Below are 25,155 nucleotides of genomic sequence, written 5' to 3' on the forward strand. Positions count from 1 at the left end.
TCAAGACAGGAACATCGATGAAAACGCGTGCTTGCCTCCTTGCCGGAACCGTCCTGACTGCAGTCCTGACCGCGAGCCCTCTGATGGCCCAGTCCACGGGCGACACCTCGCCCATCGACCATGTCGAAGGTCAGCCGCCCGCAACCGGCGAGGTGAAAGCCGCCGGAAAGCCGGTCGAGACGGAAGCGGCGAACGCACCCGACCAAAAGCCTGCCTTCGAAAACCAGACCCGCGCGCCGCAGCCGGACAAGATGCCGACCGTGACCCATCAGGCCGTCGCCGAAGGCCTGCCGCAGCTCTGGTCAATGGAGTTCCTGCCGGATGGCCGCATGCTCGTCGCCGCCAAGAAGGGCTCCATGCATATCGTCGGTGCGGACGGCAAGCCGAGCACGGCGCTGAAAGGCGTGCCGGCCGTGATCTCCGACGGTCAGGCCGGCCTGCTCGACGTCGCGATCGCGCCGGATTTCGCCACCTCGAACCGCATCTTTTTCTCCTTTTCCGAGCCGCGTGAAGAAGGCAACGGCACCTCCGTCGCCTCCGCCAAACTGGTAGCGGACGATCAAGGCGGTGCGGCGCTGGAGGACGTCAAGGTCATCTTCCGCCAGATGCCCGGCTACGACAACACCAAGCATTACGGCTCCCGCCTCGTTTTCGGCAACAATGGCGAGCTTTACGTGACCGTCGGCGAGCGCTCCGACCGCGAGACCCGCGTCTTTGCGCAGGATCTGAAGAGCGGCTTCGGCAAGGTCTTCCGCATCGACACCTCCGGCAAGGCCCTTGCCGACAACCCGTTTGCCGGCAAGGGCCTTGCCCAGCCGGAAATCTGGAGCTACGGCCACCGCAACCTCCAATCGGCGGCACTCGACGCCAAGGGGCGGCTCTGGACCGTCGAGCATGGACCGAAGGGCGGCGACGAACTGAACATGCCACAGGCAGGCCTCAACTACGGCTGGCCGGTCATTACCTATGGCATCGATTATAGCGGATCGGCGATCGGCGACGGCATCACCGCCAAGGATGGTATGGAGCAGCCTGTCTACTACTGGGATCCGGTCATCGGTCCCTCCGGCATGGTGTTCTACAGCGGCACCGAGTTTCCGGAATGGGACGGCGCGGCCCTCATCGGCGGCCTCGTCTCCACCGGCCTCGTCGTGCTGCACATGGACGGCGACAAGGTCTCCCACGAGGAACGCGTTCCGCTCGAAGCTCGCATCCGCGACGTGAAGATCGGCCCCGACGGTGCAATCTACGCTGTCACCGAGAACCCGAAAGAGGGAACGTCGGCGATCCTGAAGCTGGCGCGTCAGGGCTGATCGCTGGCGGACGTTTCGGCAACCTTTTCGGAGGTGGCGGGTTGATGATCCGCCACCTCGCAGCAAGGACAAGACACTGACATGGCCCGCAACAGCTTCTGGAAAGGCTACCTCCGGCTCTCGCTCGTCACGGCGTCTGTTTCGCTGACGCCGGCGACCACCGAGAGAGAGAAGGTGCGTTTCCATGTTCTGAACCGCGCCACGAAGAACCGGGTCGAAAGTCGCTACATCGACAGCGTGACGCACAAGAAGGTCGCGGACAAGGATCAGGTGAAGGGCTTCCCCAAAGGTGAGGACGATTACGTTCTGCTGGAGGACGAGGAGATTGAAAGCGTCGGGCTGGAGAGCACGCGCACGATCGACATCTCCACCTTTGTGCCGCGCGATTCCATCGACTGGATCTGGTACGACAAGCCGCATTTCCTCGTTCCCGAGGACAAGGTTGGCGCAGAGGCCTTCTGCGTCATTCGCGAGGCCATGACCCGCAACAACGTTGTCGGCATCGCCCGCCTCGTCCTCTATCGCCGCGAGCGCGCCGTGCTGCTCGTGCCGAACGGCAAGGGTATCGTGCTCTGGACGCTGCACTACGGCGAAGATGTCCGCGAGGCCGTCGCCGACCTCGACATGAAGGCCAAGGGCGGCAAGGCGGAAATGGCGGCCCTCGCAAAGCTGGTCGAGAAGGACAAGGGCGTATGGAGCCCGACGCTGGTCCAAGACCCCGTGCAGAAGAAGATCAAGGCCTTCATCAAGAGCCGCCAGAAAAAGGACGGCAAGCAGGCGAAGACGTCGCGCGCACCCGTCACGTCATCGGGCAACGTCATCAACATCATGGATGCGCTGAAGAAGAGCCTGCAGCAAGAGAAGAGCGGCTAAGCCCTCGCCCCGATATTCGATACCTCAAGCCTTCGGCAGTACCTTGGCCGCTGCGAAGAACCCGTCCCACGGATCCTTCTTCAACGACGCGAGCCGGGCCGGCATATTGTCCACGGTGAAATAATCGGGTCCGATGGCCTCCGACAGTTCCGACCATTCGAGCGGCGCAGAGACGGCAGCACCCGGCCGCGCGCGCGTGGAGTATGGCGCAACCGCCGTCGCCCCGTGCCCGTTGCGAAGATAGTCGATGAAGATCCGCCCGCGGCGCTTCGCCTTGGTCGCGACCGCCAGATACCGGTCCGGGTCCTGCTTGGCGGCATCCGTCGCCAGCCCTTTGGCAAAGGCCTTGACCGCCGGCCACCCTGCGGAGGGCTTCAGGGGAACGACGACATGCAGACCCTTGCCGCCGGATGTCTTGACGAAGGCATCAAGCCCTTTCGCCTCGATCTCTCCCTTCAGCAGAAGAGCGGCCTCGATGATCTCGGCCCAGCTCACATCCTCGCCGGGGTCTAGGTCCATGGTGATCATGTCGGGCTTTTCCCAGTTTCGCGTCGTCGTACCCCAAGGGTGGATTTCGAGTGCCGCGGACTGGACCAGCGCAATGAGCCCGTCGAAATCCGTGATGCGCAAGGACGCCTCGCCCGCCTTGTCCTTCGGATCCTTGATCTGATCGATTGCCTTGTTGATCCCGCGCCAGGCGTGTTTCTGGAAGAAGCGCTGCTTGCCATCGATGCCATGCGGGCAGCGCAGCAGCGAGAGCGGCCGATCGACCACATAGGGTGCCATGAACGACCAGACCTGCGCATAATATTCGGCAAGTCCCTGCTTCGTCACGCCCTCCTTCGGCCAGTAGACCCTGTCGGGATGCGTCAACGTGACCGCGGCCTTGGGAAGAGTTGGCGAGGTCCGGCCGTTTTCCGCGGCCGGGCTTTCCTGCCGCACCTTACTTGCCGGCTTGTCCTCTCGCACGCCCCGGAACGAGGCATGCCGCAGGTTGCCATCCGCCGACCACGCTCGAAACTCGACCTCCGCGACCAGCGTCGGCTCCACATACCGCAGGCCGCGCCGCGCTTCCACCGTCAGCTTGTCGCGGAACGGGCTGTCGGAGCGCTCGATAGCCGACAGCGCATCGAACAGCTTGTCCGCTGTCGCATGGCTGAACCCGGTGCCGACACGGCCGACATGGCGCAACGCGCCGTCCTCGTAGACCCCGAGCGCCAGCGCGCCGATCGCGTGCTCCGAGGTGGAGGACGGCGCATAGCCACCGATCACGAACTCCTGCCGTTCGGAGCACTTCGACTTGACCCAACTCCCCTTGCGGCCCGAGACATAGGGGCCGGAACGCTCCTTTGAAACCACGCCTTCCAGACTCAACCGGCAGGCATGCGTCAGCACGAGATCGCCATTGTCCTCGAAATGCTCGCTGAAGCGAACGGTGGGACTGTCGGCAAGGATGAGCTTCTGCAACAGGTTCTTACGGTCGATCAGCGTTGCCTTCGTCAGGTCATGCCCGTCGAGATGAAGGATGTCGAAAGCGTAATAGATGAACCGGTCGCTGCGCCCGAGGCTCAGATCCTCCTGCAGAGCGGAGAAATCCGAGGCGCCATTGTCCTTATGAACAACGATTTCGCCATCGATCAGCGCCGTCTCAACCGGTAGGCCCGCGAAGGCGGCAGCGACCTGATCGCCAAACCGCTCCGTCCAGTCGAGCCCGCTGCGGGTCAGCAGCCGGACCTTGCCTTTCTCGATACGCGCCTGAAGGCGATAGCCGTCGAACTTGATCTCGTGCACCCACCGGTCGCCCGACGGCGCCTTCGGCTTCAGCGTCGCCAGCGCCGGCTCTACGAAATCCGGAAGAACCGCCTTCCTCGCGCCCTTCGGCCAGGCATGCACCTGTCCCTCGGTGGCCGTCGTCACTTTGGCGGGTTTGCTGCGTTTAGCGTTGCTCGTCTTCGACGTGCTCTTCGAGTTCCAGGTATCGCCGGGATGCTGGGCGATGTCTTTCAGGTCGCGCCCAGACTTCACGGATTCCGGTCGCTCCTTCAGGATGTCGAAGCTGTCGTGCCGTGCCGCCTCGTCATCGCCCTTGATCAGCAGCCAGTTCTCGCGCGTCTCGCCCGGCTTGCCATGCATGCGCACCAGATGCCAGCGACCCTGGAGCTTCTCGCCGTCCAGGGTAAATTCCAGATGCCCCTTGGCGTAGGCCTTGGCGAGATCGCCGATCGGCTTCCATGTGCCGCGATCCCAGACGATGACGGTGCCGCCGCCATATTGGCCCTTGGGGATTACGCCCTCGAAATCGCCATAGGACAGCGGATGGTCCTCGACATGCACCGCCAGCCGCTTGTCCTCGGGGTTGAGGCTCGGCCCCTTGGTCACAGCCCAGCTTTTCAGCACACCATCCATTTCAAGCCGGAAATCATAATGCAGCCGCGTCGCGTCATGCTTCTGGATGACGAAGCTCGCGCTATCAGTGGCAGCCTTGCGCTTTGCAGCTTTCCCGGCCTCGCCTTTCGGCTCTGGCGTCGCATCGAAGCGCCGCTTGGCATTATAGGTGTCGAGACTCATCCTCAGCTCGCCTTCTTCTGTCGAGAACCCGTAGCCTTGGCCTTACCTGTCGATTTGCCCTTGGAGCCCGGACCGCCGAGGCTCTGACGAAGGGCCTCCTTGAGATCGACGACATTGTCGTGCTTCGGCGGCGCCTTCTTCTCGATGGTCCGCCCCTCGATCTTCGCCTTCACCAGTTCAGCCAGTGCATCATTATAGCGGTCGGTGTAACTCTCGGGTTCGAAGGTGCCGGATTTCGTACCGATAATATGCCCGGCCAGCTCCAGCATTTCCTCGTCGAATTCGATCTCCGGGACGGACTTGAAAGCCGTCTTGGCCGAGCGGACCTCGTAGTCGAAGTTGAGCGTCGTCGCGATCAACGTGTTGTCCTGCGGGCGGATCAGGACGGTGCGATTGCGCCGGAAGAGGATGGCCTCCGCAATCGCCGCAACATTTTCATCCCGCATGTTGCGCGCAAGCAGCGCCAGCGTTTCCGCGTCGTGATCCTCGACAGGCGCCAGGTGATAGGGCTTGTCGAAATAGAGCGTGTCGATGACATCGAGCGCGATGAATCGTGTGACCTTCAACACCTTGTCACTGTCGGGCATCAACGCCGCCAGTTCGTCGCCTTCGATCGCGATATAGTCGCCATTGTCGAGCGGATAGCCCTTGATCTGGTCGTCCCGCTCGACGGGCTTGCCCGTCTCGCTGTCCACGAACTGCCGCTCGACCCGGTGGCCGGTCTTGCGGTTGATGATGTTGAACGAGATCTTTTCAGAGGAGGAAATGGCCGTGTAAAGCCCGACCGCACAGGTGAGATCCCGCAATTTCAACGCGCCTTTCCAACTCGCCCGTCGTGCCATTCGCTGCGTCCTGACCACTCTTTTGCCGACTGTGTGCGAACCAAACGGAATGACCGGGCAGAGGTTCCGATCGGAACATTCTGACCCGCATACAGTTCAGATTCGTCTCCAAATTCAGGGCCAGCCAGATTTAGAGCAAGAAAGGGTTTGCTATGCTTCACGCCGATGCCGAACGAATGGCCATTCCGATCGTGATCACGCTGAACGGGAGGCAGGAGCGGCTGAACCTTGCCCCTTGGGTCACGCTGCTCGACCTGCTGCGCGGCCCGATGGAACTGCCGGGCACCAAAAAAGGTTGCGACCATGGCCAGTGCGGCGCCTGCACCGTCCTCATTGACGGACAGCGGGTCAATTCCTGCCTGAAACTCGCTGTCACGCTCGACGGCGCCGACATCACCACGATCGAAGGCCTCGGCCAGCCCGGCAATCTTCACGCGCTCCAGCAGGCTTTCATCGATCGCGACGCCTACCAGTGCGGCTACTGCACGCCGGGACAGATCTGTTCCGCCGCTGGTCTCATGAACGAAGGCCATGCGCACTCCCGCGAAGAAATCCGCGAACTGATGAGCGGCAATCTCTGTCGATGCGGGGCCTACACCAACATTGCGGATGCAATCGAACAGGTGATGGGCCTGAAATCCGGCAAGAGCTACAAGGATGCGGCTGAGTAATGAAACAGTTTTCCTATATCCGCGCCGAAGATGTCGCCGGCGCCGTGGCGGCTCTGTCCGCAGATCCGCAGGCCCGGCTTCTTGCCGGCGGTACCAACCTGGTCGATCTCATGAAGTACGACGTCATGAGCCCCGCCACCGTTATCGACATCAACCGCCTGCCGCTGAAAGACATCGAGACGCTTGAGGACGGTTCCTTGAGGATCGGCGCTCTCGTCAGCAATGCGGCGCTTGCCTATGACCCAACCGTCATCGAACGCTTCCCGCTGCTTGCCAGCGCCGTTTTGGCCGGCGCCTCCCCGCAGCTGCGCAACGCCGCGACCACGGGCGGCAACCTGCTTCAGCGCACCCGCTGCTACTATTTCTACGACTCTTCGAGCCCTTGCAACAAGCGCGAGCCGCGTTCCGGCTGCGGCGCGATCGGCGGCGTAAACCGCATTCATGCAATCCTCGGCGCAAGCGCCTCCTGCATCGCTACGCACCCCTCTGACATGTGCGTCGCACTCGCCGCGCTCGATGCCGTGGTCGAGGTGGAGGGTCCGGACGGCCGCCGCGATATCACCTTCCTCGATTTCCACCGTCTTCCCGGTGACGAGCCGCAATATGACAACACGCTGGCGCCCGACGAAATGGTCGTCGCCATCCGCTTGCGTCCGGATCACTTCGCCGCAAACCACAGCTATCTGAAAATCCGCGACCGCCTGTCCTACGCCTTTGCCCTCGTCTCGGTCGCCGCTGCGATCGACATGAAGGACGGTCGGATCGTCGATATCCGGGTGGCACTCGGCGGCGTTGCGCACAAGCCGTGGCGGGACCCCCTCGCGGAGGCCGAATGTGCCGGCAAGCCCGCGGACGAGGCTACGTTTCGCCAGCTGGCGCAGCGGCTTCTTGCCGGCGCGCAGGGACAGGGCGGCAACGACTTCAAGATCCCGATGGCTGAGCGGACAATCATCCGCGCTCTGACGCAGGCCGCCAGCGGCACGCCGCAGGTGCAGTCTGCAAAAGCCATTCGCTAGGAGAATTCCATGTTCAACCCGTCCAAAATCGTAGGGCTTTCGGTCTCCCGGATTGATGGCCCGCTGAAGGTCTCCGGCACCGCACCTTACGCGGCCGAACACTACGAGCCCGGGATGCTGCATGGTGCGGTGGTCTTATCCACCATCGCCACCGGCAAGATCCGCAGCATCGACACGTCGAAGGCCGAGGGCCTCCCCGGTATCGTCAAGATCTACACACACGAGAACCGGCCGAGTGCGGCCTGGTGGGACAGTAAGTGGCAGGACAGCGTGGCCCCACCCGGCAGCCCGTTTCGCCCGCTCGAAAAGCCGCTCATTCAGTTCGATGGGCAGCCGGTGGCGCTCGTCATCGCGGAAACCTACGAGGCCGCGCGCGATGCGGCGTCGCTCGTGACGGTGGAATACAAGGCGGAGACACCGGAGACGAACCTGCACACCGTCTACCCGAACGCCTACGAGCCGAAGAAGAAGCGCTCCGGCATTCAGCCGCCGCCGAAGCCGCGCGGCAAACCGGAAGAGGCTTTCGCGGGTACGGCCTACAGGATTTCCGCGGAATACGTGATGGAGGGCGAGCACCACAATCCGATGGAACTGTTCGCCACCACGGTTCTCTGGGAGAACGAAAAGCAGCTGACGGTGCACGACAAGACGCAGGGATCGCAGGCCTCGCGCGACTATATCTGCAACATCTTCGGGCTCGATCCTGACGATGTCGTCGTCAAGAACGCCTATGTCGGCGGCGCTTTCGGACAAGGCCTGCGGCCCAAGCACCAGCTCTTTCTCGCCGTCATGGCAAGCCTCGACCTGAAGCGTTCGGTGAAGGTGGAAATGTCGCGTCAGGAAATGTTCGCCCTGACATGGCGACCCTCTTCCATACAGACGGTGTCGCTGGCAGCCGACGCGGATGGTATGCTGCAATCGGTCATGCACCACGCCGTGCAGGCGACGTCGCGCTACGAGGATTATCAGGAGACCGTCGTCAACTGGTCGGGTCTTGCCTACAAGTGCGACAATGCCAAGCTGACCTACGAACTTGCCCAGGTCGACATGTCGACCCCCGGCGATATGCGCGCACCGGGAGCGGCCACCGGCGTTCTGGCCCTCGAATCCGCAATGGACGAGCTTGCCACCGAGATCGGCATGGACCCGCTGGAACTGAGGGTGAAGAACTTCATCCACTTCGACCAGAACGGCGACAAGCAGCTGACGTCGAAGGCTCTGCATTCCTGCTACCGCAAGGGCGCTGAAGCGTTCGGTTGGAACCAGCGATCGGCGGCGCCTCGCTCCATGCGCGACGGGTACGATCTCGTGGGCTGGGGCATGGCAACCGGCTTTTGGGAGGCCGGCATGGCGCAGGCGGAGGCAAAGGTATGCTACGCGATCGACGGCAAGGTCACGGTGTCCGCCGCTGCAACCGATATCGGCACCGGCACCTACACGATCCTCGCCCAGCTGGGAGCCGAAGCCTTCGATGTGCCGATCGAAGCCGTCCGCGTCGCAATAGCGGATTCGACCTTGCCGACGACAGGCGTGGAAGGCGGATCCTGGACGGCGGCCTCCACGGGCTCCGCGGTGCAAATTGCGGCGGAAGCGGTCAAGGCCACGCTGCTCGACATGGCGCAGGATATGAAGAACTCGCCGCTCGCCGATGCAAAGCCCGAGGAGGTCGTGATCCGCGACGGCCGTCTCGTGCTGGACGTCAACAGCCAGGTGGGGATCGCTTTGTCGGATATCCTCGCCTCCAGGCAACTGTCCTTCGTCGAGGAGCCGGGCAAGGCCGGGCCGGACATGCTTCAGATGCGCAAGTTCGTCAGCTACACCCACTCCGCTGTCTTCGTGGAGGTCAAGATCGACGAGCAGCTGGGCGTCATCAGGGTCACCCGCGTCGTCAGCGCCATCGGCGCCGGCCGCATCCTCAACCCCAAGACGGCCCGCAGCCAGATCCTGGGCGGTATCGTCATGGGCATCGGCATGGCGCTGCATGAGGAAAGCATGATCGACCACCGCACCGGCCGCATTATGAACCACAATCTCGCCGAATATCACGTGCCGGCGCACGCCGACATTTCCGATCTGGAGGTCATTTTCGTCGATGAGCATGACGACAAGGCAAGCCCGATCGGCGTGAAGGGCCTCGGCGAAATCGGCATCGTCGGCGTCGCCGCGGCCGTCGCCAACGCGATCTACCACGCGACGGGCACGCGTTTCCGCCATTTCCCCATCACGATCGACAAGATCCTCGAAAGCGAATTGAAGCGCGCATGACCCAGCTCCCCACGACACTCGAACGCTATCGACCCGATGTCGAGACTATCGAAAAGGACGAGCCGGAGACATCCCGCGCGCTGGCCGAAACCCTGCTGTCCATCGCCCACACCACCTGGCGTAATGGCGGCCATGCGGTGCGCAGCGTGCATGCAAAGAGCCATGGCCTGCTCGATGGCGAGCTGGACATTCTGCCCGGTCTGCCGGAGCCGCTTGCGCAGGGCATCTTCTCCAAGCCCGGCCGGCACAAGGCGGTCATCCGCCTGTCCACGTCTCCGGGCGATATCCTCCATGACAGCGTGTCCACCCCACGCGGCTTCTCGCTGAAGATCCTCGATATCGAAGGCGAACGCCTGCCCGGTGGGCTGGAGGGCTCGACCAGCCAGGATTTCCTGATGGTCAACGGCAAGGTCTTCAACTCCCCGAGCGCCAAAGCCTTCCTGACGAACCTCAAGGGCCTCGCGCTCACCACCGACCGCATGGAGCGGACCAAGGAGGTGGCATCGAAGGTGTTCCGCGTCGTGGAAAGTGCGCTGGAGACGTTCGGGGCTGAAAGTGCCACGCTGAAGAGCCTCGGTGGCCATCCCGAGACCCATATTCTTGGCGAGAGCTTCTTCACCCAGCTGCCGCACCGCTACGGCGACTATATCGCCAAATTCGCGCTGGTGCCGGTCACCGAGAACCTGAAAACCCTTAAGGACCAGCCAATCGACGCCGATAAGGACGAGAACGCGCTGAGAAACGCGGTTCGCAGCTTTTTCGGCGGCGAGACCGCGACATGGGACCTGCGGGTGCAACTCTGCACGGATCTCGAAACCATGCCGGTCGAGGACGCCTCCGCGCTGTGGGATGAAGACCAAAGCCCGTTCATTCCCGTGGCACGGCTGACTGTGCTGCCGCAGGATTCCTGGACGGAGGAAAAGCAGAAACGCATCGATGACGGCCTGTCCTTCCGCCCCTGGAACGGCATCGTCGCGCATCAGCCGCTCGGCTCCATTATGCGCATGCGTCGTCAGGCCTACGATTCATCGGCTGCCTTCCGCTCGGAACGCAATCCCGTACCCGTACGCGAGCCCGGCGCTCGCTGTCCCGTTGCTGCCGGATAAGGCAGCGACGACATAATGCGTGCCGCAGCGTCTCGACGCTGCGGCAAAGACTGACATGAAGGAAAATCGCATGAATCGCTTCGAAGACAAGGTCGTCATCGTCACCGGCGCGGCCTCCGGCATTGGCGCGGCCACCGCCCGTCGCTTTTCCGACGAAGGCGCCCGCGTCGTCATGGTCGACAAGGATGGGGAGATGCTGACCACAACCGCGCAGACCTTCCCGAGGGATCGTACGCTGGTGCAGGTGGCCGACGTGTCCCAATCCACCTCCGTGGATGCGCTGGTGGAAACCGCCGTTCATCGCTTCGGGCAGATCGATGTGCTCGTCAACAATGCGGGAACGGCCGAGAACGGCAAGCCGGAGGACATTACCGACGATGCCTGGCGTAAGGTCATGGCGACGGATGCGGACGGCGTCTTCTACGGCTGCCGCGCCGCCATCCCGCATCTCGAAAAGACGGGCGGCTCTATCATCAACACGGCCTCCGTCTCCGGCATGGGCGGCGACTGGGGCATGAGCCCCTACAATGCCGCTAAGGGCGCCGTCGTCAACTTTACCCGCGCGCTCGCCATGGATCTTGGCAAACGCGGCATTCGCGTCAACGCGGTCTGCCCGAGCCTTACCCGCACCGGCATGACCGAGGACATGATGGACGACGAACCATTGCTCCAGACCTTCTATGAGCGCATCCCGCTCGGCCGCGTCTGCGAGCCGGAAGAGGTGGCCGCCGTCATCGCTTTTCTCGCCAGCCCCGACGCCAGCTTCATCACCGGCGCCAATATCGCCGTCGATGGTGGCCTCTCCGCCTCCAACGGGCAGCCACCGCAGTAAGGCTTCAGACCACAGAAAAAAGCCCGCCTGCCGTTTCAGCAAGCGGGCTTTCGGCATCTCAGCAAGGCTACCGCACGATCCGCACCGGCACTGATTTCGCCGCTGGCACCTTGCTCCGCTCGGCATGCTGCCAGAGCGGGATCAGCACGTTGCATTCGGGGTAATAGGCGCCGCAGCACCCATCCGGGATGTCATAGGGGACGATCTGCAGCCCGTCGATGCGGCGCGCCACACCGTCGTCGGCAACGGTTTCGAGCGCGATCGTCTCGCCGGCCCGCGCGCCGATCCGCGCCATTTCCTTTTTGTTCAAAAACAACACCATCCGCGTGCCATCAACCCCGCGAAAACGGTCGTCGTAGCCGTAGACGGTGGTGTTGAACTGATCGTTCGAGCGCAGCGTCATCAGGCGCAGCACGTCGGGACCGTCACTGGCGAAGCTTGCCGACAGCGACTTCGGCAGCTTGAACTCGGCTTTCCCGCTCTCCGTCTTCCAGATCCTGTCGCGCACCGGCAAGGGCTTCTCCATGCCGCCCGGCGTATGCATCCGCTTGTTGAAGTCCTTGAAGAGATCGGGATAGGTCGCCTCGATCGCATCGCGCACCGTGGCGTAATCGTCCACCCAACGGTCCCAGGGAACGCGGGGGTTCGGCGCAAGCGAGGCCTTCGCCAACTCGGCGACAATGCGGATTTCCGACCGAAGCGTATCGGCGGCCGGCGCATGGAACCCCTTCGATCCGTGGAAGCAGGACGTGCTGTCCTCCATCGTCACGGTTTGCGGCCCGCTCGACTGCTCGTCGATTTCCGTACGTCCGAGGCACGGAAGGAGATACGCAACACGACCGTTGAACAGGTGGCCACGGTTGAGCTTGGTCGCGATCTGCACCGTCAGCCTCATGCGCGGCCACGCCTCTTCCATCAGTCCCTGTTCCGGCACCGCCCGCAGAAAGTTGCCGCCGAGACCGATGAAGGCATCCACCGTTCCCTCGATGATGCCTTTGCAAGCATCAACGGTCGCAAGACCCTCCTCGCGCGGAGGCTCGAAGCCATAGAGTTCCCGAAGCTTGTCGAGCGGCACCAGTTCCGGCTTTTCCGAAATCCCGACGGTGCGCTGGCCCTGCACGTTGGAATGGCCGCGCACGGGACAGATACCGGCACCCGGCCGACCGAAATTGCCGCGCAGCAGCAGCAGGTTGACGAGGACCTGCACCGTCTGAACCCCGAGCTTGTGCTGGGTCAGGCCCATGCCATAGATGCCCATGACGCTCTTGGCGCTCATATAGACGCCTGCGGCTTCCGTGATTGCGCTGCGGCTGAGACCCGATTCCCGCTCCAGCGCCAGCCAGTCCTGCGCCCTGACATAGGCAATGAAGTCTTCGGCACCCGTGGTGTGCTCGGCGAGAAATTCGCGGTCAAGCACGCCCTTACCGCCACGCTTCAGGTCGGCATCGTCGGCCTCAAGCAGTGCCTTTGCCATGCCGACGATGACGGCGATGTCGCCCCCGGCTTTCACCTGATGATACTGGCAGGAGATCTGGGTCGCATTCTGCGTCAGCATCTGCACCGGGTCCTGTGGATTGACGAACCGTTCCAGACCCCGCTCCTTCAGCGGATTGAACGTCACGATCCGCGCGCCGCGCTGCACGGCCTCCTGCAACTGGTGCAGCATGCGCGGGCTGTTCGACCCCGGGTTCTGCCCGAAAAAGAACATCGCATCCGCCGCCTCGAAATCATCCAGCCGCACGGTGCCGACCGGTTGCCCTATGCTTTCCAGCAACCCGACGGAGGTGGATTCATGGCACATATTGGAACTGTCCGGCAGGTTGTTGTTGCCGTAGAGCCTCGCCAGCAGGGCATACATATAGGACGTTTCGAGCGAGGCGCGGCCGGATGCGTAGAACACGGTGCGCTTCGGATCCTCCGCCTGGATCGCCTTCATCTCCGCGCCGATGGCGGCATAGGCGTCTTCCCACGTGGTTTCGACATAGCGGTCGCTTGCCGCGTCGTAGCGCATCGGATGCGTCAGCCGGCCGGTGGATTCGAGCTTAAAGTCGTCCCAGCCCTTCATTTCGGTCAGGGTATGGCGCGCAAACAGCGCGGGCGTCGCACGGTCGGCCGTCAACTCCCAGAACGTCGCCTTGGCACCGTTTTCGCAGAACTCGGCCGGATGGGGCTTGGCCGGCTTTGCCCATGCGCAGCTGACGCAGGCAAATCCATCCGGCTTGTTCTGCTTGGTCAGCCCCGGCAGGATCGAAACCGGCCGTTTGCTCTGCCGCGCTTGGCGTATCAGCGACTTGACCGATCCCCATCCGCCGGCAGGCGCGGTGTAGGTCGTGATCTTGGGCACGTTGGACATATCGGAAGCTCCAGAGGCGGGAATAACAGCAACGGCCTCAGGCCATGCCGGTTCCGCGACGCCATCAACTTCCCACGCGGGCAACTTCCCACGCGGGCAACTTCCCACATGTGCAACGTCCCCTGTGGGCAACCTCTCGTGCGAGGCCGGGCCGTTTAGCCTCCGCAGGAACCTATCCCGCAGCCCGTGGTTCTCTTGTCAGAGCCGGCCCATCGAGAGCCGACGCAACGGGAAACCATCCGTCGGGACGGCGGGGCTGACCGATGCAGGAAAAAAGGAACCGCCATGCAGCCCATCAAGGAACCAAGGGAAAAAGACGATTATGCCGACCGCGCGCTCGACTGCCGCGAGGCGATTGGAGCGAAGGTCCAGCAGGTGACGGAAGCCGCCATGCATGCCGGCTGGACCCGCGAGGAGATCAAGGCAGCGTTCATCGAGATCGCCGAGCACTGGAAGACCACGGATCATATCGTCTGAAAGACGTTCGACACGGGACAAACGCGAAGAGGAGACTATCATGGCCAAGGATCAGAAACCCGCAGCCGAAACCGATGCCAAGGGTGCCTTCACGCGTCCGACCATCGGTCGCGACAACAATGGCGTCACGAGCGCAAAGCCCACCGTAATCACCGGCTCCGACGACAGCACCGTCAACAGTGGCCCGGGCGGGAGCAAGCGTGGGAGCAAGGACTTCGACCTGAACTACAAGGAGCGCGATGCCAGCGCCGGCGACCCCGGCAAGGCATCCTGAGGCCCCATAGAGAGCAAGGCAAAGCGGCCCCGTCAGATGTGAACGGGGCCGTTTCGTATCAGGCCAGCGCGCGGTTGTTGCGCGACAGGTACAAAATACCCTTCTGCAGCAGGATGAAGGCAAAGAGGAGGAAGCCGATCAGGATCTTCGTCCACCAACTCGAGAGCGACCCGTCGAAGGTGATGTAGGTCTGGATCAGCCCTTGGATGAGGATGCCGATCAGCGTTCCCGCCACAAAGCCCGATCCGCCGGACAAAAGTGTTCCCCCGATGACCACGGCCGCAATCGCATCCAGCTCGACGCCGACGGTTGCTAATGAATACCCGGCCGAGGTGTAGAGCGAAAAAACGATGCCCGAGAGGCCGGCAAGCAGGCCCGAAAGCGCATAGATCATGATCGTCGTCAGGCCCGTGGGAACCCCCATCAGCCGCGCCGTCTGGGCGCCGCCACCGAGTGCGTAGACGTTCGTGCCGAAGCGGGTGCGGTGGGCAATGAGAATGCCGAGCGCAAAGACTAGCAACATGACGCCGCCGATCAGCGTCAGCCGTCCCCCGCCGGGAAGTTTCAGATAGAAGCTCTTCATCGTCGCATAGAACGGATGGCGGATCGGGATGCTATCGATGGACAGCACGAAGGCCATGCCGCGGGCGAGAAACATGCCGGCCAGCGTGACGATGAAGGCGGGCATCTCCAGATGATGGATGATCGCGCCCATCAGTGCGCCGAAGCTGGTGGTTATGATCAGCACCAGAACGAAGGCGGCCAGCGGATGGATGGACGTGTTCTCCATCATCACTGCGAGGAAGACGCCGGTAAAGGCGATGACCGAGCCGATCGACAGGTCGATGCCGCCCGACAGGATGACGAAGGTCATGCCGACCGCTGCGATGCCGAGGAAGGCATTGTCCGTCAGCAGGTTGCCGATGACGCGCGTCGATAGGATGTTGGGGTACTGGACGGCGCAGAGCGCGTAGGACAGCACGAAGATGAGGATCGTCGCAGCCAGAGGGAGATGTTTGGCTTTCATTTCGCTTTGCTCTCCGCAGGCTTGGTGGCGGCATTCGACCGGGAGAAGAAGGCAAGCGTACCTTGCAGCTTGGGCGATTGCAGAACCAGAATGAAGACGATGATCGCCGCCTTGATGATCAGGTTGAACTCCGGCGGGAAGCCCGAGAGCAGAATGCCGGTATTGATCGACTGGATGATCATGGCGCCGAGCAGCGAGGCCGCGATGGAGAACCGGCCGCCAAGCAGCGATGTGCCGCCGATGACGACCGCAAGGATCGCGTCGAGTTCGAGCCAGAGCCCGGCATTGTTGGCATCGGCACCGCGAATATCGGCGGCCGCGATGATGCCGGCAACGGAGGCGCAGAGGCCCGAAAGGACATAGGCCGCGATCAGCAGCACAGGGGTCGAGACCCCCGCAAGCGTGCTCGCCCGGCGATTGACGCCGACGGCCTCGATCAGCATGCCGAGCGCGGTGCGCCGCACCAGGAGAGCGACGAGAATGCCGGCCGTGATCCAGATGACGATCGGCATGGGTAGGCCAAACAGAGAGCCGCTGCCGATGAAGATCAGGCCTTCGTCGTTGAAAGTCAGGATGGCGCCATTGGTCACCATCTGCGCGATGCCACGCCCGGCCACCATCAGCACCAGCGTGGCAATGATCGGCTGGATATCGAGGATGGCGACGAGGATGCCGTTCCAAAGGCCGCACAAGACACCGACGCCGACCGTGACCAGCAGCGTGGCCGGCAGCGAATAGCCGGAGGTGATGGCAGAGGCCGCAACAGCCCCGCAGATCGCCATGACGGCACCGACGGAAAGGTCGATGCCCTTGGTGGCGATAACCACAGTCATGCCGATCGCCAGGAGCGCCACCGGCGCGCCGCGATTGAGGATATCGATCAGCGAGCCGTAAAGCCGACCGTTCTGGACCTGGAGATTGAAGAAGCCGGGAAAGGCGATCGACACGAGGCCAAGGATGATGGCGAGTGCGATGAACTGCGGCAGAAGCCGCTTGCCGTAAAGGCCGAGCATGGACATTACGCGATCTCCCCGGCTGCGGTAGATATCTGAGCCGGCGTCTTCGCCGGTCCGGCAATCGTATTGACGATGCTGTCCGTGGTAATCTCGGCACCCGTCAGCTCGGCCACATGCTGCTGGTCGCGCAGCACGATCACGCGGTGGCTGTAGACCACCAGTTCCTCGATTTCAGACGAGATCACGATGAGCGACATGCCTTTCTCGCAGAGCGTTTCGATGAGCCGGATGATTTCGGCATGGGCACCGACATCGATGCCACGCGTCGGCTCGTCGAGAATGAGGAATTCAGGGTTGGTTGCGAGCCAGCGGGCAAGGATCGCCTTCTGCTGGTTGCCGCCGGAAAGAAGTCGGATGGGCTTTTCCGCGTCGGTCGTGCGGATATCGAGCGCCTTGATGTATTCGGCCGCCAAACGGTCCTGTTCGGCCCGCGCGATGGGTCGCGCCCAGCCACGCCGGGCCTGAAGGGCCAGCGCGATGTTCTCACGCACCGAGAGGTCGCCGATGATCCCATCGGTCTTGCGATCCTCGGGGCAGAAGCCGAACTTCTGGCGGATGGCGGCACGCGGTGACGACAGATCCGCCGCCTTGCCGTCGATCGTGGCGGTGCCGCTGTCGGCACGTCGGGCGCCGAACATGACCTCAGCCGTTTCGGTGCGACCGGAGCCGAGCAGCCCGGCAATGCCGATGACCTCGCCCGCCTTGACGTCGAGATCGAACGGATTGATGCGCCCCTTGCGGCCGAAGTCACGGAACTGGAAGCGCACCGGACCATCGGCGACCTTTGCGGCGCCTGCCTCGTCATGCACCTCTGCGGCCAGTTCGCGGCCGAGCATCATGGCGATCAGCTCGCGCCGCTCGAGGCTTGCCGTGTCGCGCGTGCCGACCAGCTGGCCGTTGCGCAGGATGGTGACGCGGTCGGTGATCTCGTAGACCTGCTCAAGGAAGTGGGTGATGAAAATGATGCCGAGCCCCCTCGCCTTCAGCCGCCGCACGACGCGAAACAGCATGGCGACTTCGTGGGCATCGAGGCTGGCGGTGGGTTCGTCGAGGATCAGGACCTTGCCCGAAACATCGACGGCGCGGGCAATGGCGATCACCTGCTGGATGGCGACGGAAAAACTATCGAGACCGGCGGTCACATCGATGTCGAGCTCGTAGTCGGCCAGCAGCGTCCGCGCCTTGCGGTTGACGGCGCCCGTATCGATCAGGCCGAACCGGCGGGGCTGACGTCCGAGGAAGAGGTTTTCGGCGACGCTCAGATTGGGCAGGAGGTTGACCTCCTGATAGACGGTGCCGATACCAAGCCGCTGTGCGTCGAGCGTATCGCGGGGGTCGATTTCCGTGCCATCGAGCAGGATCGTGCCGCCGTCGCGGTGGTAGGCACCCGTCAGGCACTTCACCAGCGTGGACTTGCCCGCGCCGTTTTCGCCGAGAAGCGCATGCACCTCGCCGCGCCGGAGCGTGAAATCGACCTGGCTGAGCGCCTTGGCACCCGGAAACACCTTGTCGATGCGGTTGGCGGATAGAACGGTATCCGGATCTGGCTGCATGATCCCTCCCGGAGCGCCCATCGGCGTTCATGCGCCGGGATCGCTCCAATGCTGTCAGTGGATGCTGTATCGCCCGTTCGGGCCTGCCCCTCCGACATACGCATTGGGAAAAGCCGGATATACGGTGCGACGGCGGCCGGGCGCACTGGAACGAAGCGCGTCATTGCCGACCGGCAGAAATGAACCGGCGGAGGCCTCCGCTCCCGCCGGTCGCATGCTGGAACCCTTCGCCCGGATGTGAGAATCCGGGCTTGGGAGATGTCTTAGTAACCGAGGCCCTTCTTGGCTTCGTACACCTTCTGCGGCTCGTCGGCCTGGGTGTAGAGCTTGGATTCCGTCTGGATCCACTTCGGCGGCTCCTTGCCGTCCTTCTTGAAGGCGGCGAGAGCGTCGAAGGCCGGGCCGGCCATGTTCGGGGTCAGCTCGACCGTCGCATTGGCTTCGCCGGCGGCCATGGCCTGGAAGATATCCGGCACGGCGTCGATGGAGACGACGAGAATGTCGGTGCCGGGCTTCAGGCCGGCTTCCTTGATGGCCTGGATCGCACCGACGGCCATGTCGTCATTGTGGGCGTAGAGTGCGCAGATATTCTTGCCGCCGTTCTCAGCCTTCAGGAAGCTTTCCATGACTTCCTTGCCCTTGGTGCGGGTAAAGTCGCCGGTCTGCGAGCGCACGATCTTGAGATTGTCGTGCCCCTTCAGCGCTTCTTCGAAGCCCTTCTTGCGGTCGATGGCCGGCGACGATCCTGTCGTGCCCTGAAGCTCGACGACATTGCACGGCTTGCCGGCGGTCGTATCGACCAGCCACTTGCCGGCGACATTGCCTTCATGCACGAGATCCGACGTGACGGCCGTCATGTAGAGGCTCTTGTCGGCATCGACGGTACGGTCGAGCAGGATGACCGGAATTTCGGCATCCTTGGCTTCGCCGAGGACTTCGTCCCAGCCGGTCGCGACGACGGGCGCCACGAAGATCGCATCGACGCCCTGTGCGATGAACGAGCGAAGCGCCTTGATCTGGTTTTCCTGCTTCTGCTGGGCATCGGCGAACTTCAGGTCGATGCCGCGCTTTTCGGCTTCCTGCTTCGTCACCGTGGTTTCTGCCGCGCGCCAGCCGGACTCCGAACCGATCTGCGAAAAGCCGACCGTCATGTCGGCAGCGGATACGCTCGAGAAAACGCAGCCAGCGAGAACTGTTGCACAGCTAAGTGCCTTAACAAACTTCATGATTTCCTCCCAAAAATCGCTCCTCAGCGATGGCCGTATATAGTCATACAATATGACTTTTGTAAAGTGGATGCGTGCGTCAAAATGCAACCATCCGACATTTTTCACGCACGTTTTTACGCACCATTCGACTTCCCCCGGCGCATGCAAAAACACCCGCGTCGTGAGACGCGGGTGATGTATATTCAATGGCTTAGGACTTGGTTTTGCTGTCGCTCTGGCCGTAATAGGCACCAGGCCCGTGCTTACGCTTGAAGTGCTTGGCGAGCAGTTCCGGCTCGATCTGTGGCAGCTTCGGCGCGAGTTGCAAGGACATCATCGCCATATGCGCGATGCACTCGACGGCGACCGCGACTTCCACCGCCTTCGCCACCGTCTTACCCCAGGTGAACGGCGCGTGGCGATTGACGAGGACGCCCGGAAAATCGAGCGGATCGGCATTGCCAAAGCACTCCACAATGACGTTGCCGGTCTCCCACTCATAGGCCGTGCCGATCTCTTCGGCCGTCATCTTACGGGTCACCGGGATATCGCCGTTGAAGTAGTCGGCATGCGTCGTCCCGAAGATGGGGATCGGCATGCCGGCCTGCGCGAAGGCGGTGGCGTGCGAGGAATGCGTGTGCACCACGCCGCCGATTTCCTCGAAAGCCATCAGCAGGCGGCGATGTGTCGGCGTGTCGGAGGACGGGTTGAGCGTCCCCTCCACCCGCTTGCCGTCGAAGTCGACGATCACCATGTCCTCAACCGTCATCGCGGTATAATCGACGCCGCTCGGCTTGATCGCGAAGACGCCGCGAGCGCGGTCGACCGCGCTCGCATTGCCGAAGGTCAGGTTGATCAGGCCGTGGCGCGGCAGCGAAACATTTGCCTCGTAAGCTTCGCGCTTCAGTTCCGTATAGACCGACATGACGCCCTCAGCCCCGGATGCCGCGGGCGAAGTGGTAGTACACCTCGTTGTTGCGCAGGTCCTGCTTGAAGGCAGGCAGCGTCGTGTCGTCGTTGATGACGGCAAGCTCGATGCCGGCGATGGTGGCGAAATCCTCCAGCATTTCCGTGGTCACGTCATAGCTGTAGACCGTGTGGTGCGCGCCGCCGGCGAGAATCCACGAGGTGCACGCCGTCTTGAAGTCCGGCTTGCACTCCCAGACGGCACGGGCGACCGGCAGCTTCGGCAGATCGGGATGCTCGACGGACGTGACTTCGTTGACCAGCAGGCGGAAGCGGTTGCCGAGATCGATCAGCGATGCGTTCAGCGCCGGGCCTTTGATGGCGTCGAACACGAGACGGACCGGATCGTCCTTGCCGCCGATGCCGAGCGCGTGGATCTCGACGGACGGCGTGCCGCTGGCAATCGTCGGGCAGATTTCCAGCATGTGCGAGCCGAGAACCTGCTCGGAGCCGGGCGCCATATGGTAGGTGTAGTCTTCCATGAAGGAAGTCGCGCCGGTCAGGCCTTCGCCCATGACCTTCAGCGCGCGCAGGAGCGCGGACGTTTTCCAGTCGCCTTCGCCGGCAAAGCCGTAGCCGTCTGCCATCAGGCGTTGCGGCGCCATGCCGGGAAGCTGGGTCAGGCCGTGCAGGTCTTCGAAGGTGGTGGTGAAGCCCTTGAAGCCGCCTTCTTCAAGGAAGGCGCGGATGCCGAGTTCCTGACGCGCATTGTAAAGCAGCGATTCGTGACGGGCGCCACCTTCGTCAAGCTCCGGCACGACGTTGTAGACCTTGACGTATTCGGCAGCGAGCGCCTTCACGTCCTCGTCGCTGACGGCGTTCATGCGGGCGGCGAGATCGCCGATGCCGTAGGTGTTGACCGAGAAGCCGAAGGCCATTTCAGCCGAAACCTTGTCGCCATCGGTGACGGAAACGAAGCGCATGTTGTCGCCGAAGCGGCAGAAGCGGGCGCCCTGCCAGTCATGCCAGGCGCGAACGGCACGGATCCAGGCGTCGATGCGCTGGTGGACTTCCGGGTCCGTCCAGTGGCCGACGACGACCTTGCGGCCGAGGCGCAGGCGGGTGTGCAGGAAACCGGCTTCGCGGTCGCCATGCGCCGACTGGTTCAGGTTCATGTAGTCCATGTCGATCGTCGCCCAGGGCAGTTCGCGATCGTACTGGGTGTGGAGATGCAGGAACGGCTTGTTCAGCTGCGCAAGGCCACGAATCCACATCTTGGCAGGCGAGAAAGTGTGCATCCAGAGGATGAGACCGGCGCATTCCGCATCGGCATTGGCTTCGATGCAAAGATCAGCGGCCTGTTCTGGCGTCGTTACGATCGGGCGGCAGACGATGTCCAGCGGGAAATTGCCGGTATCGTGGAGCGCCTTTGCAATTTCCTCGGCATGCGCCGTGACCTGCTGCAGCGCTTCCGGGCCATAGAGATGCTGCGATCCGCAGACGAACCAGATTTTAGCGGGCTTCAAACCAAACATCGTATCAGTCCTTGTTGTCTATCCTGTCGCACCCGAGAGGCGCGGAATTATCAGCTGTTGGCGGCGTATTTGATGTCGATAAGGCTCTTCATCAGGCCCGAGAGGTCGGCCTGCTTGTTCAGACCGCCGAAGCTGTCATGCAGTTCGCGGTAGAGCCTGTAGAGGTCATTATAGACGGACTCGTTTTCGGCGATCGGCGTGTAGCGCTCCTCGCGCAGCGACGTCATGGCAGACTGCGCGGTTTCGAAATCGGCATGCCCGCCGGCAAGAACCGACGCCGCGATGGCGCCACCGAGCGCGCAGGTCTGGCTGGAACCGGCCACCAGCATGGTGCAGCCGGTCACGTCGGCATAGATCTGCATCAGCATCGGGTTCTTTTCGGCAATGCCGCCGGTGCAGACGACGCGGTCGACCGCTACACCATATTCCCGGATGCGCTCGATGATGGCGCGCGCGCCGAAGGCCGTCGCTTCGACCAGCGCGCGATAGATCTCGGCGCGGGTCGTGTAGAGCGTCTGCCCGAGGATCAGGCCCGACAGGCGCTGATCAACGAGGATGGTGCGGTTGCCGTTGTTCCAGTCGAGCGCCAGCAGGCCGGTCTGGCCGGGCTTCAGCTGTTCGGCTTCCGCCGTCAGTTCGCCATGCAGCGCGCCGGAGCCGCCGCAGACGCCCTCGACCCACCATTTGAAGATATCGCCCACGGCCGACTGTCCGGCCTCGACGCCGAAGAAGCCGGGCAGGATCGAGCCTTCCACGATGCCGCAGATGCCAGGAATATCGCCCGGCTGCGTCTTCACCGGCACGACGGCGCAGTCGCAGGTGGAGGTGCCGATGACCTTGACCAGCGTGCCTTCCTCGACGCCGCAGCCGATGGCGCCGTAATGAACGTCGAACGCACCGACGGCGATCGGGATGCCCGCGGGGAGACCCAGCTTACCGGCCCATTCTGCGGACAGCGCACCCGCCGGGGTCGCGGCGTCATAGGCCTTGTCGTAGAGCCGGTCGCGCAGTTCGGCGATCTCAGGAGCGAGCATCGCCAGGAATTCCTTGTCCGGCAGCCCGTTCCACGCCGTGTTGTAGAGCGCCTTGTGACCCGCCGCGCAAACGCCGCGCACGATGTCGCGGGGGTTCTCGACGCCAGCCAATACGGATGGGACCCAATCGGCCAGCTCCACCCAGGAATGCGCCGCTGCGAACACGTCGGGGGCGACCGTCAGGCAGCGCCAGATCTTCGACCACCACCATTCCGAGGAATAGGTCGAGCCGACCATCGCGATATATTGCGGGCGATGTTCGCCGGCGAGTTCCGTGATGCGGGCCGCCTCGCGCCAGCTCGTATGGTCCTTCCACAACCAGCACTGCGCATTCGGGTTGGACTGGAACTCCGGCAGCATGCCGAGCGCCTGATTGCTCGCATCCACCGGAAGCGGGCTTGATCCCGTGCTGTCGACACCGATGCCGGCGACCTTCGACACGTCGAAATCCGGTTGCGAAACGGCCTGCTCCAACGCCCGCGCCACGCTTTCCTGAAGACCGTAGAGATAATCGGCCGGGCTCTGGCGGGCGACATTGTGGTCGCGGGGATCGAGCAGCACGCCCTGCGTCCCGCTCGGGTAATCCACGACGCCCGTGCCGTATTCCTTGCCGTCGGACGCGCGCACGATGAGGGCGCGAACCGAGTTGGTGCCGTAGTCGATACCGAGAGTGAACATGAAAGCTCCAGAAAAATGCGAATGTCAGCCAGCCGAGATGTCACGGACTGCTGCGACCGCAACGCGTCGTGCCGACACGCGCTGGGATCGCAGCAGAGACGTCATGTACGATGCGGCTCGACCTCTGGAACCGACAACGCCCACCGTGCATGACGCGACCCGCGCAGCCGTGACAGCCCGCCGATCGCGCATGCACCGATATCCTGATTCCCCTCCCGAAGAATGCCGTTCCGCGAACGGTGCGGACAGAAAAATCATATTGTAATACTTTTGTAAACAGGGAACTTTTGGTTTTCCGCATGGACGTCCTATGGCCTGCGGGAGCCGGTACAGATTGCCACCGGAGCATGACAGCAAGAAAGCCGATGCATCAATGCACCGGCCTTCTTCAACATCGATCAGCGTTATCGCCTGCTTAGACAGCGAGACGCTTGGAAACCTGGCCCCGCAGCGCTTGCAGATCCTTGGCGAAAGCGCGGATGCCTTCGGAGAGCTTCTCGGTCGCCATCGCGTCTTCGTTCAGCATCCAGCGGAACGTCTTTTCGTCCATGCGGATCTTGTCCACCGGCGTGACGTTCTCGGGCGAAAGCTTGCGCTCGAGCTTGCCTTCGTCCTTGGACAGTTCTTCGAGCAGCGCCGGGCTGATCGTCAGGCGGTCGCAACCGGCAAGGGCTTCGATCTCGCCGATATTGCGAAACGAGGCGCCCATGACGACGGTCTTGATGTCGTTGGCCTTGTAATAGTTGTAGATCTCGCGCACGGAGACGACGCCCGGATCGGTTTCCGAGGTGTACTTTTCGCCGGTGGACTTGACGTACCAGTCGAGGATTCGGCCGACGAACGGCGAAATCAGGAAAGCGTTGGCATCGGCGCAGGCAACCGCCTGGGCCATGCTGAAGAGCAGCGTCAGATTGCAGTCGATGCCTTCCTTTTGCAGCACTTCGGCCGCGCGGATACCTTCCCAGGTGGAAGCCAGCTTGATCAGGATACGGTCGCGTTCGATCCCGCGTTCCTTGTAGGCGGCGATGATCTTGCGGCCCTTATCGATCGACGCTTCGGTATCGAAGGAAAGGTCGGCATCGACCTCGGTCGAAACCCGGCCGGGGACCAGCTTGGCAAGCTCGGCGCCGACGGAAACGGCCAGACGGTCGGCGACGGCACGCACCAGGTCTTCATGATCCATCGACTGGGTCTTCGCCCAGGTCACGGCTTCCGCATTGATCTCGTCGAACAGCGGTGTTCCCAAAGCCTTCAGCACGATAGTCGGATTGGTCGTGCAATCCACCGGCTTGAGGCGGGCAACCGCCTCGATATCACCGGTGTCGGCCACAACGGTCGTGATGCCGCGTAATTGTTCCAGCTTGGACATCATCTTCGCCTTTCGTCATCTTTCGTCGGAGGGTCTTGCATGCGGCCTCTGCGGCGCGTCACTGCTGCCCTCGATAGGACCTCCGCCGCGGCGCGACGGATCATGAGACCGAACGGGAAAACGAGCATCGGGTTCCGCCTCCGGCATGTCCCGATATGAGTAGCTTGATGACTTTTGTCAAATCGTTTATTCAAAAGTTGTGCCTCTCCTGCGAGAATTCCGGTAGGAAATCGTCTATC

At 62.7% G+C, this 25,155-nt stretch carries 20 protein-coding genes; 9 read left to right on the forward strand and 11 right to left on the reverse strand.

The window, feature by feature from the left end:
* The first annotated feature begins 17 nt into the window (after positions 1 to 17).
* Together GA0004734_RS15230 and GA0004734_RS15235 are read left to right on the forward strand one after the other, a co-directional pair.
* Positions 18 to 1,313, forward strand: coding sequence for a PQQ-dependent sugar dehydrogenase (locus GA0004734_RS15230; protein WP_092936344.1), 1,296 nt, complete (start codon positions 18 to 20; stop codon positions 1,311 to 1,313).
* An 81-nt stretch (positions 1,314 to 1,394) separates the two neighbouring features.
* Positions 1,395 to 2,186 (forward strand): non-homologous end joining protein Ku, encoded by a 792-nt coding sequence (locus GA0004734_RS15235; RefSeq protein ID WP_092935020.1) that lies wholly within the window; start codon positions 1,395 to 1,397, stop codon positions 2,184 to 2,186.
* A 24-nt stretch (positions 2,187 to 2,210) separates the two neighbouring features.
* Here GA0004734_RS15235 and ligD read toward each other — a convergent pair whose 3' ends face one another.
* Together ligD and GA0004734_RS15245 are read right to left on the reverse strand one after the other, a co-directional pair.
* Positions 2,211 to 4,754, reverse strand: coding sequence for a DNA ligase D (ligD, locus tag GA0004734_RS15240; RefSeq protein ID WP_092935022.1), 2,544 nt, complete (start codon positions 4,752 to 4,754; stop codon positions 2,211 to 2,213).
* A gap of 2 nt (positions 4,755 to 4,756) precedes the next feature.
* Positions 4,757 to 5,596 carry a non-homologous end joining protein Ku gene (locus GA0004734_RS15245; RefSeq protein WP_092935024.1) on the reverse strand — a complete coding sequence of 280 codons (840 nt, stop codon included), beginning with the start codon at positions 5,594 to 5,596 and terminating at the stop codon, positions 4,757 to 4,759.
* A gap of 152 nt (positions 5,597 to 5,748) precedes the next feature.
* On the opposite strand from GA0004734_RS15245, the gene GA0004734_RS15250 reads away from it, so the two are divergent.
* The 5 genes from GA0004734_RS15250 to GA0004734_RS15270 all read left to right on the forward strand — a co-directional run bounded on the left by GA0004734_RS15250 (position 5,749) and on the right by GA0004734_RS15270 (position 11,486).
* Entirely contained in the window at positions 5,749 to 6,267 is a 519-nt protein-coding gene (locus GA0004734_RS15250; protein ID WP_092935026.1) for a (2Fe-2S)-binding protein, read from the forward strand.
* Positions 6,267 to 7,283 carry an FAD binding domain-containing protein gene (locus tag GA0004734_RS15255; RefSeq protein WP_092935028.1) on the forward strand — a complete coding sequence of 339 codons (1,017 nt, stop codon included), beginning with the start codon at positions 6,267 to 6,269 and terminating at the stop codon, positions 7,281 to 7,283. Before GA0004734_RS15250 ends, GA0004734_RS15255 begins: the two co-directional genes overlap by 1 nt.
* 9 nt (positions 7,284 to 7,292) lie before the next feature.
* Entirely contained in the window at positions 7,293 to 9,548 is a 2,256-nt protein-coding gene (locus GA0004734_RS15260; RefSeq protein WP_092935030.1) for a xanthine dehydrogenase family protein molybdopterin-binding subunit, read from the forward strand.
* Positions 9,545 to 10,654: a catalase family protein gene (locus GA0004734_RS15265; protein ID WP_092935032.1), complete on the forward strand. Its 1,110-nt coding sequence runs from the start codon at positions 9,545 to 9,547 to the stop codon at positions 10,652 to 10,654. Before GA0004734_RS15260 ends, GA0004734_RS15265 begins: the two co-directional genes overlap by 4 nt.
* 70 nt (positions 10,655 to 10,724) lie before the next feature.
* On the forward strand, positions 10,725 to 11,486 hold the full coding sequence (locus GA0004734_RS15270; RefSeq protein ID WP_210173750.1) for an SDR family NAD(P)-dependent oxidoreductase: 762 nt from the start codon (positions 10,725 to 10,727) through the stop codon (positions 11,484 to 11,486).
* Positions 11,487 to 11,553: 67 nt separating this feature from the next.
* Here GA0004734_RS15270 and GA0004734_RS15275 read toward each other — a convergent pair whose 3' ends face one another.
* Positions 11,554 to 13,839, reverse strand: a complete 2,286-nt coding sequence (locus GA0004734_RS15275; protein ID WP_175386401.1) for an FdhF/YdeP family oxidoreductase — start codon at positions 13,837 to 13,839, stop codon at positions 11,554 to 11,556.
* Positions 13,840 to 14,124: 285 nt separating this feature from the next.
* Between GA0004734_RS15275 and GA0004734_RS15280 the strand changes: the two genes are divergently transcribed.
* Together GA0004734_RS15280 and GA0004734_RS15285 are read left to right on the forward strand one after the other, a co-directional pair.
* Positions 14,125 to 14,316, forward strand: a complete 192-nt coding sequence (locus GA0004734_RS15280) for a hypothetical protein (protein ID WP_092935034.1) — start codon at positions 14,125 to 14,127, stop codon at positions 14,314 to 14,316.
* 40 nt (positions 14,317 to 14,356) lie between these two features.
* Positions 14,357 to 14,590, forward strand: coding sequence for a hypothetical protein (locus GA0004734_RS15285; RefSeq protein ID WP_092935036.1), 234 nt, complete (start codon positions 14,357 to 14,359; stop codon positions 14,588 to 14,590).
* A 58-nt stretch (positions 14,591 to 14,648) separates the two neighbouring features.
* On the opposite strand, the gene yjfF is transcribed toward GA0004734_RS15285, so the two are convergent.
* The 8 genes from yjfF to tal form a co-directional block, all read right to left on the reverse strand.
* A complete protein-coding gene (yjfF, locus tag GA0004734_RS15290; protein ID WP_092935038.1) occupies positions 14,649 to 15,617 on the reverse strand; it encodes a galactofuranose ABC transporter, permease protein YjfF in 969 nt (322 codons plus the stop codon).
* Positions 15,614 to 16,636 (reverse strand): ABC transporter permease, encoded by a 1,023-nt coding sequence (locus tag GA0004734_RS15295; RefSeq protein ID WP_092935040.1) that lies wholly within the window; start codon positions 16,634 to 16,636, stop codon positions 15,614 to 15,616. The genes yjfF and GA0004734_RS15295 overlap by 4 nt, the downstream gene beginning before the upstream one ends.
* Entirely contained in the window at positions 16,636 to 18,186 is a 1,551-nt protein-coding gene (ytfR, locus tag GA0004734_RS15300; protein ID WP_092935042.1) for a galactofuranose ABC transporter, ATP-binding protein YtfR, read from the reverse strand. Before ytfR ends, GA0004734_RS15295 begins: the two co-directional genes overlap by 1 nt.
* A gap of 263 nt (positions 18,187 to 18,449) precedes the next feature.
* Positions 18,450 to 19,412 (reverse strand): galactofuranose ABC transporter, galactofuranose-binding protein YtfQ, encoded by a 963-nt coding sequence (gene ytfQ / locus GA0004734_RS15305; protein ID WP_092935044.1) that lies wholly within the window; start codon positions 19,410 to 19,412, stop codon positions 18,450 to 18,452.
* A gap of 193 nt (positions 19,413 to 19,605) precedes the next feature.
* Complete coding sequence (gene araD / locus GA0004734_RS15310) at positions 19,606 to 20,319, reverse strand: L-ribulose-5-phosphate 4-epimerase AraD (protein ID WP_092935046.1); 714 nt, start codon at positions 20,317 to 20,319, stop codon at positions 19,606 to 19,608.
* A 7-nt stretch (positions 20,320 to 20,326) separates the two neighbouring features.
* A complete protein-coding gene (gene araA, locus GA0004734_RS15315; protein WP_092935048.1) occupies positions 20,327 to 21,835 on the reverse strand; it encodes an L-arabinose isomerase in 1,509 nt (502 codons plus the stop codon).
* A gap of 50 nt (positions 21,836 to 21,885) precedes the next feature.
* On the reverse strand, positions 21,886 to 23,547 hold the full coding sequence (locus tag GA0004734_RS15320; protein ID WP_092935050.1) for a ribulokinase: 1,662 nt from the start codon (positions 23,545 to 23,547) through the stop codon (positions 21,886 to 21,888).
* 415 nt (positions 23,548 to 23,962) lie between these two features.
* Positions 23,963 to 24,919, reverse strand: coding sequence for a transaldolase (gene tal, locus GA0004734_RS15325; protein ID WP_092935052.1), 957 nt, complete (start codon positions 24,917 to 24,919; stop codon positions 23,963 to 23,965).
* Between the last annotated feature and the right edge of the window lie 236 nt (positions 24,920 to 25,155).

This window comes from Rhizobium sp. 9140 (genome assembly GCF_900067135.1).
Taxonomy (GTDB): Bacteria; Pseudomonadota; Alphaproteobacteria; order Rhizobiales; family Rhizobiaceae; genus Ferranicluibacter.